The organism is Neobacillus citreus, from assembly GCF_018343545.2.
Taxonomy (GTDB): Bacteria; Bacillota; Bacilli; order Bacillales; family Cytobacillaceae; genus Neobacillus; species Neobacillus citreus.
This window is the reverse complement of record NZ_JAGYPE020000030.1, coordinates 53,875-63,217: the sequence shown is the minus strand read 5'-3', so window position 1 is coordinate 63,217 and position 9,343 is coordinate 53,875. Positions and strand designations below refer to the sequence as shown.

The following is a 9,343-nucleotide window of genomic DNA, read 5'->3' as shown; positions in this document are numbered from 1 at the left end:
TGGGGACTGAAAAAACAGTCGAAATGGATATTAAAACAATCACTTTCGAAGAAGGCGATTTACTCCTTTTATGTTCTGACGGTCTTTCCAATAAAGTCAGTGAAACAAGGATGAAAGATACGCTGTTAAGCAGCGGCCTTATTGAGGAAAAAGCGAAAACCCTTATCTCACTTGCAAATGAAAATGGCGGAGAAGACAACATTACATTGGCTATAGTAGAGTTTCCGGAAGCCCGTGAGGGTGGTATGTAATGTTGATTGGTAAAAGACTAAGCGGCCGCTATAAAATCATTGATATGATTGGCGGAGGCGGCATGGCCAACGTTTACCTTGCCCATGATATGATCCTTGACCGGGACGTTGCGGTTAAAATGCTCCGGCTAGATTTTGCAAATGATGAAGAGTTTATTCGGAGGTTTCATCGAGAAGCACAATCTGCTACAAGCCTTGCACACCCAAACATTGTCAATATATTTGATGTCGGCGAAGAAGACGATTTATATTATATCGTTATGGAATTTGTAGATGGAAATACACTGAAACAATACATACAGCAAAATTCTCCTCTTAAGGTGGAAGAGGCAATTGAAATTATGAAGCAATTGACCTCGGCGATTTCTCATGCTCATCATAACCATATCATTCACCGAGATATTAAACCGCATAATATTTTGGTAGACCATGATGGGAATGTTAAAATTACGGATTTTGGTATTGCCATGGCTTTAAGTGCCACTAGTATTACGCAGACTAATTCAGTTCTTGGGTCTGTCCATTATTTATCGCCCGAGCAGGCCCGGGGCGGTATGGCCAATCGAAAGTCAGATATATATTCACTGGGGATTGTTATGTTCGAATTATTGACCGGCAGACTTCCTTTTTCCGGAGAATCTGCTGTATCAATTGCCCTTAAGCATTTGCAATCCGAAACTCCGTCCGTCAGAAGATGGAATCCCAACATTCCGCAGAGTGTAGAAAATATCGTCTTAAAAGCGACAGCGAAAGATCCATTTCATCGCTATAATAGCGTCGATGAAATGGAGGAGGATTTACGCACAGCGCTTGATCCGGATCGACTGTTTGAACCAAAATTCATCATACCGATTGATGATGAAGCGACAAAGGCCATCCCGATTATTACAAATGATAAGCCATTAAAAAACTTAGATGAAACAATTGTTCACACCAGTGAAAAAAACACTGGCAGTTCGGGTGGCACTTCTGATTCGAAACAAGGAAAAGGGGCAAATAAAAAGCGAAGAAAATGGCCAATCGTTCTTACTTCTCTTTTAGTTTTGCTGGTTTTGCTTGGACTATCCGCCTATTTTGTTCCGGGATTAATTTCCGCAAAGGATGTCAAAATTCCTGATGTCAGCGGAATGAAGGAAGATGATGCGATTTCAAAGTTAAGACAACAGGGATTGACTATTGATAAGAGAATTAAACTAACTGATGATGAAATCGAAAAAGGCAGTGTTATTAAAACGAATCCTGAAGCGGATACAGTCGTTAAAGAAAAATCAAAGGTAACACTTTATATAAGTACAGGAAAAGAAAAATATGAACTATCCGATTATGTGGGCCGGCAATATGATGATGTTGTCCGTTTGTTAGATAATCAGAATTTTAAAGATATAAAGAAGACTGAGAAAAACGATGACAGCGAGCCAGGAACGATTCTCAGCCAAAATCCTTCCGGGGGGGAAAAGGTGGTTCCAGAGGATACTGTTTTGGAATTTGAAGTTAGTAAGGGCCCGGAAAAAATTGTATTAATGGATCTAACACAATATAGTGTAAAAGCTGCACAGGATTATGCGGCATCGGTCGGTTTAACGTTAGATGCTTCTCAGGAACAATATAATGAAACCATTCCAAGGGGTATGATCATTTCGCAAGAACCTAAACAAGGGACTCAGCTTCAAAAAGGTGATAAAGTCAGCGTGATTGTCTCTAAAGGAAAAGAAGAAAAACCCCCAAGGGAGATAACGAAAGAAATTACCATTGATTACGAACCTCCTTTACCAGGCCAGCCTGGACAAAAACAAGAGGTAAGGATTTATATTGATGATATGAATCACAATATGAGTGTACCTGCGGATGTCTTCTCTATTACAGAAACAACAACGAGGCAAATTAAATTGATTATTGTGGAAGGTAAAAAAGCCAGCTATCAGGTGTTTCGTGATTCTAAAGTCATTGCAGAAGAAACCATTAATTACAACGACGTAGAATAACCTTTTTAAATTAAATCTTTTTACAAGGAGGGCTGCTATGCCTGAAGGGAAAATTGTAAAAGCATTGAGCGGTTTTTATTATGTTCTTTACAATGATGACTTAATTCAGTGCCGCGGAAGAGGAGTGTTTCGGAAAAATAAAATCACTCCCCTTGTGGGGGATGAAGTTGTTTTTCAAGCGGAAAATGACCAAGAAGGGTACATTTTGGAAGTGAAGGAACGCAAAAATGAATTGGTTCGCCCGCCAATTGCGAATGTCGACTTGGCGATTTTGGTTTTTTCCGCTGTCGAACCTGAATTTAGTACCGTACTCTTGGATCGTTTCCTTGTTCTGGTCGAATTTAATCAAATTGAGCCGATTATTTGTATTACCAAAATGGACCTAACAAATGATGAGGAGCAGAAGAAGATTTCAGAATATGCCGCGCACTATCAGGCCGCCGGTTATGAAGTGATTATGACATCTTCCGAGACAGAAACAGGCATTGAATTATTGCATCCACATCTCGAGGATAAAATATCTGTTTTTGCCGGCCAATCAGGGGTTGGCAAATCATCTTTGTTGAATGTACTAAGACCAGACTTGGAATTGAAAACAAATGATATCTCCACCCATTTGGGAAGGGGAAAGCATACAACAAGACATGTTGAACTGATAAAAGTCGGCAATGGATTATTAGCGGATACGCCGGGATTTAGTTCTTTGGATTTCACTGATATCGAAGCAGAGGATTTAACCTCCTGTTTTCCGGAAATCTTAAGGGCAAGTGAAATTTGCAAATTCCGCGGCTGCCTTCATCTGAGCGAACCGAAATGCGGTGTTAAACAGGCAGTGGAATCTGGGGAGATTCCAACGTATCGTTACGACCATTATGTCGATTTCCTTCAGGAAATTAAAGATAGAAAGCCGAGGTACTAGTTATGGTAAAAATCGCCCCATCCATTCTTTCAGCTGATTTTGCAAAATTAGGGGAAGAAATCATAGCAGTTGAAAAAGGGGGAGCAGATTACATTCATGTAGATGTGATGGATGGTCATTTTGTCCCGAATATCACAATCGGTCCGCTTATCGTCGAAGCCATTCGTCCGGTAACCAAACTGCCGCTGGATGTGCATTTAATGATTGAAAATCCGGACCAATATATTGAAGCCTTTGCCAAAGCAGGTGCGGATTATATTACGGTCCATGTCGAAGCATGCCGTCACCTGCACCGCACGATTCAAAACATTAAATCCTATGGTGTAAAGGCCGGAGTTGTCTTAAACCCTGCCACACCTGTCGAGTCAATCCAACATATTATCGGGGATATCGATATGGTGCTGTTAATGTCTGTAAATCCCGGATTTGGCGGGCAAAAATTTATTCCTGAGGTGCTGCCGAAAATCAAGAAAGTAAAACAAATGGCAGTGGAAAAAGGAGTAGAAATTGAAATTGAAATCGATGGCGGTGTCAATCCGGAAACAGCAAAGCTATGTATAGAGGCCGGCGCAAATGTCCTTGTCGCAGGATCGGCTATTTATAATCAAGCGGATTATGCGAAGGCCATTTCGCATATAAGAGGGTAAACAAAGTCGGCTTAACGCCGGCTTTTTGTTTAGCAAAAAGGAGCTCAGATGATGATTATTAATATACTCGCCGGAGGTCCGGAGGATCTTCTGCCCGATTTAACGGAATATATCGAAGAGAATGCAATATGGGTGGGTGTTGACCGCGGCGTATTTCATTTGATATCGAGAAGCATTACACCAGCAATTGCCTTTGGCGATTTTGATTCCGTAACAAAAGCGGAATTAGCGGTTATCGAAGATAAGGTTACTAAATTAAAAAAATTTATTCCTGAAAAAGATGAAACCGATATGGAGTTAGCTTTAAACTGGGCATTAAAGCAACAGCCAGAAAAAATCCAACTGTTTGGTGCCACAGGGGGAAGGCTAGACCATTTACTGGCGAATGTCCAGCTGTTAATTCATCCGCTAAACGCCAAAACTGAAACGGAAATTTTTCTGATTGACCGTTACAATATTGCTTTTTTAAAAGGGCCAGGCACATATACACTCAAGAAAAGATGGGATAAAAAATATATTTCATTTGTGCCATTAACCCTAGATGTTTTCGGGATTACTCTGGATGGGTTCAAATATCCTTTGAAGAACCGTCATATTTCCCTCGGATCCACACTATGTATAAGTAATGAACTTATTAGCGATTATGGTACTTTTTCATTTTCAGAAGGCATATTATTAGTGATAAGAAGCCATGATTAAAAGCCTCGAAAAATCGGTACTGATTTTGTTCGTTTGAATAAAATGGTAAGGGCGTACGGATTTAGGGTAAAGAATAAAATGTTAGACGTGAGATTTGTGAGGAGGGACAGTATGAAATTTTATACAATTAAACTGCCGAGATTTTTAGGTGGAATTGTCCGAGCGATGATTGGCGTGTTTAATAAAAAAGAATAGGAAAAAGGCCTCATTCCCCAAAGAGGCTCATTACCTTTCATAAACCTAAAGCACCCATTCGAATAAAATGGGTGCTTTTTATTTTCATTAATTAGGACAAAATAAAAGAAAATGAGGCTGTCACATGACAGCCTCACTAAAAATTATACGCGTTCTACTTTACCGGATCTTAACGCTCTTGCAGAAACCCAAACACGCTTTGGTTTTCCATCAACAAGGATACGTACTTTTTGTAGGTTAGCACCCCATGTACGCTTGTTAGCGTTCATAGCGTGAGAACGGGCGTTACCAGTAGTGGTTTTCTTTCCAGTTACTACACATTTGCGCGGCATTAAATTTCCCTCCTTAACACGAAAAGCTTAACCAGTATTCTTTAAGATACTAATCATATAGAAAAATGGCATAGCCAAATTTTCTGTCTTAAGATACCTTAATAATTTATCACACAACCATTATGAATGCAATAGCTTAGTTAAATGGTTTCAAGAAAAAAACCTTGACATTACCCTAAAATAAATGCTGTTATAGTAAACGTACTAGGAATGACTTTCAATATTTAAGCTACTATAGTAAAATGACTGTAGTTAAGGAGCAATTTTTCAGGAGGGGGAACGATTCATGTCCATTGAATTGAAAACGAAGTACGGACAAATTGATATTTCAAATGAAGTAATCGCAACCATTGCCGGAGGAGCAGCGGTAGAATGCTATGGAATTGTCGGCATGGCCTCTAAAAATCAGATCAAAGATGGCATAACTGAAATTCTTAGAAGAGAAAATTTCACCCGCGGTGTCATTGTCCGCCAGGAAAATGAAGCGTTACATATTGATATGTATATTATTGTCAGCTATGGAACCAAGATTTCTGAAATTGCTCACAACGTGCAATCAAAGGTTAAGTACACCCTTGACAAGACAGTTGGACTTGCCGTTGATTCGGTTAATATTTTCGTTCAGGGAGTTCGTGTGACGAACCCGTAGTAAGGAGTGAAGTTTGTGTCAATTACAGCATTAGATGGAAAACGTTTTGCCGAGATGATTATTCAAGGCGCCAATCATCTGTCAGCCAATGCTAAAATGGTAGATGCTCTGAACGTTTTTCCAGTTCCGGATGGCGATACAGGGACTAATATGAATTTATCCATGACCTCCGGTGCAAAAGAGGTTAAAAATAATGTTCAAGAACATATTGGTAAAGTAGGGGTTTCTCTCTCAAAAGGACTGCTCATGGGAGCACGAGGAAACTCTGGTGTTATTCTTTCGCAATTGTTCCGCGGTTTTTCTAAAGCAATCGAAGCAAAAGCGATCATTAATGGAAATGAATTTGCAGGAGCGCTTGAGGCAGGAGTTGAAACTGCTTATAAGGCTGTTATGAAGCCGGTCGAAGGAACAATTCTGACTGTTGCCAAAGATGCTGCCAAAAAAGCTGTGCAGACTGCGCAAAAATCAAATGATATTGTTGTTATTATGGAAGATGTTCTAAAGGAGGCTAAAGCTTCCCTAAAGCGTACGCCTGACCTATTGCCTGTTTTAAAGGAAGTCGGAGTTGTGGATTCCGGCGGGCAGGGGCTTGTCTGTGTATATGAAGGCTTTCTTGCTGAATTAAAGGGAGAAAAACTGCCGGATTCACCAGAGGTCATGCCATCAATGGATGAATTAGTCAATGCCGAGCATCATAAAAGCGTCCAGGGCCATATTAACACTGAAGATATTGAATTTGGCTACTGTACAGAGTTTATGGTTCGTTTTGAAACAGAAAAGATAGCAAAGCATCCATTTAATGAGACTACTTTCCGCAATGATCTAAGCAATTATGGAGATTCGTTATTAGTGATCTCTGATGATGATATTGTGAAAGTTCATATTCATTCCGAGCAGCCTGGTGAAGTATTAACATACGGTCAGCGCTACGGCAACCTTATTAATATGAAAATTGAAAATATGCGCCAGCAGCATTCTAATATTGTCGGAGAAACACATACTCCACTTGCCACTGCTGTGAAAGAAATACCAAAAGAAAAGCAGGGATACGGAATTGTCGCTGTTTCGATGGGCTCGGGCGTTGCCGACCTTTTTAAGAGCATCGGGGCCCATGCAGTCATTGAAGGCGGCCAGACGATGAATCCAAGTACAGAGGATATTGTCAAGGCTGTTAAAGAAGTAAATGCCAAAAAAGTATTTATTTTGCCGAATAATAAAAACATCATAATGGCTGCTGAGCAGGCTCGCGATGTATCGGATGAAGAAATTTATGTGATTCCATCCAAAACCGTTCCGCAAGGGCTTTCCGCTTTGCTTGTCTTTAATCCTTCCGCAGATGCAGAGGCAAACACTACTGCTATGACGGAGGCGCTAAGCCATGTGAAAACCGGACAAATCACCTTTGCCGTCCGCGATACACAAATCGATGGATTGGATATTGAAACTGGGGATTTCATGGGGATTGCCGAAGGGAAAATTGTTGTTAAAAATAAAGATAAAGAAAAAGCAGCGGAAGACCTGTTATCAAAAATGCTTGATGAAGATTCAGAAATTCTTACCATCATTTATGGTGAAGATGTGACAGAGGAAGAACTCAGCCAGCTTACCGAATTCGTTGAAGAAAAATTCAGCGATGTGGAAATAGAGGTTCATAATGGCAAACAGCCATTATATTCTTATATCTTTTCAATTGAGTAAATAACGGCTAAAATAGAAGGGGGTCCATAGGGACCACCCTTCTTTTTTTGGATAATATATACTAACCATTTTTTAATAAAGATAGAAAGACATAGGCAAGGGGGAATAGATTCATGAAGTATAGAAGCGTGTTTGATATCATTGGCCCGGTCATGATTGGTCCGTCAAGCTCTCACACTGCCGGGGCTGCGAGAATCGGCCGCGTCGCTAGAAGTTTATTTGGCAGGGAGCCGAAATGGGCAAATATTTCGTTATACGGATCCTTCGCGCAAACGTACAAGGGTCACGGTACGGATGTTGCAATTGTGGGCGGATTATTGGATTTCGATACGGACGATAAAAGGATTATTAAAGCTATTGAGATTGCTGAAGAACGCGGAATGAAAATTCGCTTCATTGAAGAGGATGCAGTTACAGACCACCCAAATACCGCTAGAATCATAATTGGCGATCACAATGGGGAGCTTGAATTAGTAGGTATTTCCATTGGCGGCGGAAAGATTGAAATCATCGAGTTGAACGGTTTTGAATTGAAGCTTTCTGGCAATCACCCTGCCATCTTAGTTGTTCATAATGACCGGTTCGGTGCCATTGCAAGTGTCGCCAATACACTGGCGAAATATGAAATTAATATTGGCCATATGGAGGTTTCCCGTAAGGAAGTTGGAAAAATGGCCCTGATGACAATTGAGGTCGACCAAAATATTGATGATACCCTGATCGAGGAACTCGAACAGCTGCCAAACATCTTGAAGGTCACAAAAATTGTTGATTAAACATACACAGCGAAAGGGGGTCAATTTATGTTTCGAAATGTAGCAGAATTAGTAGAACTGGCCAACAGTCAAAATAAAAAAATTTCCGAAATTATGATTGAGCAGGAAGTCACCGTAACGGGACGGTCCAAGGAAGAAGTAATCGGCTTTATGGACCGTAACCTCAAAGTGATGGAAGAAGCAGTTGAACGCGGATTGAAAGGGGTTACTTCCGTTACCGGCTTAACGGGCGGAGATGCAGTACTATTGCAAAAATATATTGAAAAAGGCAATTTCTTATCCGGTGAAACGATTCTCGATGCCGTCAGCCGGGCTGTCGCAACAAATGAAGTTAATGCGGCGATGGGAACGATTTGTGCCACACCGACTGCCGGATCAGCGGGTGTCGTTCCAGGGACGTTGTTTGCTGTAAAGAAAAAGCTGTACCCAACAAGAGAGCAAATGATTTCGTTTTTATTTACCGCCGGAGCGTTCGGCTTTGTTGTTGCAAACAATGCCTCCATATCCGGTGCTGCCGGGGGCTGCCAAGCGGAGGTGGGATCGGCAGCAGGAATGGCCGCAGCGGCAATCGTCGAAATGGCCGGAGGAACTCCGGAACAATGTGCCGAAGCAATGGCCATCACATTAAAAAATATGCTTGGCTTAGTTTGTGACCCGGTTGCCGGTCTTGTGGAAGTGCCTTGTGTAAAGCGAAATGCCATGGGTGCAGCCAATGCCATGGTAGCCGCAGATATGGCACTTGCCGGAATCAAAAGCCGAATTCCATGCGATGAAGTGATTGACGCAATGTATAGAATTGGCCAATCAATGCCAACAGCCTTAAAAGAAACAGCGCAGGGAGGGTTAGCGGCAACACCAACTGGCCGGGCGCTGCAGGCCAAAATTTTCGGAATGCCGCTTACAGAAAAGTGAATCCATATCTAAACCAGCCAATAACAGTTATTAAGGGCATAGGTGACGAAACGGCGGAAATTTTTTCAGAAATGAACATTTTCAGCATTCATGATTTATTGGAATATTTCCCCTATCGTTATGAGGATTACCGTCTTCGCGATTTGATGGAAGTACAACATGACGAGAAGGTGACGATCGAAGGGAAGGTTCAAAGCGAACCTTCTCTTGTCTATTATGGCAGGAAGAAGTCAAAGCTCTCCTTCCGCTTTTTTGCAGGACAATACTTAATCAAAGTCGTTTT

General features: G+C 41.3%; 10 protein-coding genes and 2 pseudogenes. 11 read left to right on the top strand and 1 reads right to left on the bottom strand.

From position 1 onward, the window contains the following. The 6 genes and pseudogenes from KHB02_RS16565 to spoVM form a co-directional block, all read left to right on the top strand. Nucleotides 1-251, top strand: a pseudogene (locus tag KHB02_RS16565) (protein phosphatase); the annotation flags it as partial. After that, nucleotides 251-2,233: a Stk1 family PASTA domain-containing Ser/Thr kinase gene (pknB, locus tag KHB02_RS16560; RefSeq protein ID WP_213140800.1), complete on the top strand. Its 1,983-nt coding sequence runs from the start codon at nucleotides 251-253 to the stop codon at nucleotides 2,231-2,233. The pseudogene KHB02_RS16565 and the gene pknB, both read left to right, overlap by 1 nt. Before the next feature lie 37 nt (nucleotides 2,234-2,270). After that, nucleotides 2,271-3,152 carry a ribosome small subunit-dependent GTPase A gene (gene rsgA / locus KHB02_RS16555; RefSeq protein ID WP_213140799.1) on the top strand — a complete coding sequence of 294 codons (882 nt, stop codon included), beginning with the start codon at nucleotides 2,271-2,273 and terminating at the stop codon, nucleotides 3,150-3,152. A gap of 2 nt (nucleotides 3,153-3,154) precedes the next feature. Then, complete coding sequence (gene rpe, locus KHB02_RS16550; protein ID WP_213140798.1) at nucleotides 3,155-3,799, top strand: ribulose-phosphate 3-epimerase; 645 nt, start codon at nucleotides 3,155-3,157, stop codon at nucleotides 3,797-3,799. Nucleotides 3,800-3,847: 48 nt separating this feature from the next. Continuing rightward, nucleotides 3,848-4,498 carry a thiamine diphosphokinase gene (locus KHB02_RS16545; protein ID WP_241113902.1) on the top strand — a complete coding sequence of 217 codons (651 nt, stop codon included), beginning with the start codon at nucleotides 3,848-3,850 and terminating at the stop codon, nucleotides 4,496-4,498. A 111-nt stretch (nucleotides 4,499-4,609) separates the two neighbouring features. Further along, on the top strand, nucleotides 4,610-4,693 hold the full coding sequence (spoVM, locus tag KHB02_RS16540; RefSeq protein ID WP_042356285.1) for a stage V sporulation protein SpoVM: 84 nt from the start codon (nucleotides 4,610-4,612) through the stop codon (nucleotides 4,691-4,693). 143 nt (nucleotides 4,694-4,836) lie between these two features. Here the strand turns inward: spoVM and rpmB are convergent, their stop codons facing one another. Continuing rightward, nucleotides 4,837-5,025, bottom strand: coding sequence for a 50S ribosomal protein L28 (gene rpmB, locus KHB02_RS16535; RefSeq protein WP_007087786.1), 189 nt, complete (start codon nucleotides 5,023-5,025; stop codon nucleotides 4,837-4,839). Nucleotides 5,026-5,311: 286 nt separating this feature from the next. On the opposite strand from rpmB, the gene KHB02_RS16530 reads away from it, so the two are divergent. From KHB02_RS16530 to KHB02_RS16510, 5 genes and pseudogenes are all read left to right on the top strand, one after another. After that, complete coding sequence (locus KHB02_RS16530; protein ID WP_213116367.1) at nucleotides 5,312-5,674, top strand: Asp23/Gls24 family envelope stress response protein; 363 nt, start codon at nucleotides 5,312-5,314, stop codon at nucleotides 5,672-5,674. A 15-nt stretch (nucleotides 5,675-5,689) separates the two neighbouring features. After that, on the top strand, nucleotides 5,690-7,372 hold the full coding sequence (locus KHB02_RS16525) for a DAK2 domain-containing protein (RefSeq protein WP_213140797.1): 1,683 nt from the start codon (nucleotides 5,690-5,692) through the stop codon (nucleotides 7,370-7,372). A 113-nt stretch (nucleotides 7,373-7,485) separates the two neighbouring features. Further along, nucleotides 7,486-8,148: an L-serine ammonia-lyase, iron-sulfur-dependent subunit beta gene (sdaAB, locus tag KHB02_RS16520; protein ID WP_213116365.1), complete on the top strand. Its 663-nt coding sequence runs from the start codon at nucleotides 7,486-7,488 to the stop codon at nucleotides 8,146-8,148. A 27-nt stretch (nucleotides 8,149-8,175) separates the two neighbouring features. After that, nucleotides 8,176-9,060 carry an L-serine ammonia-lyase, iron-sulfur-dependent, subunit alpha gene (gene sdaAA / locus KHB02_RS16515; protein WP_213140796.1) on the top strand — a complete coding sequence of 295 codons (885 nt, stop codon included), beginning with the start codon at nucleotides 8,176-8,178 and terminating at the stop codon, nucleotides 9,058-9,060. Then, nucleotides 9,057-9,343 (top strand): annotated as a pseudogene (locus tag KHB02_RS16510) (ATP-dependent DNA helicase RecG); the annotation flags it as partial. The gene sdaAA and the pseudogene KHB02_RS16510, both read left to right, overlap by 4 nt.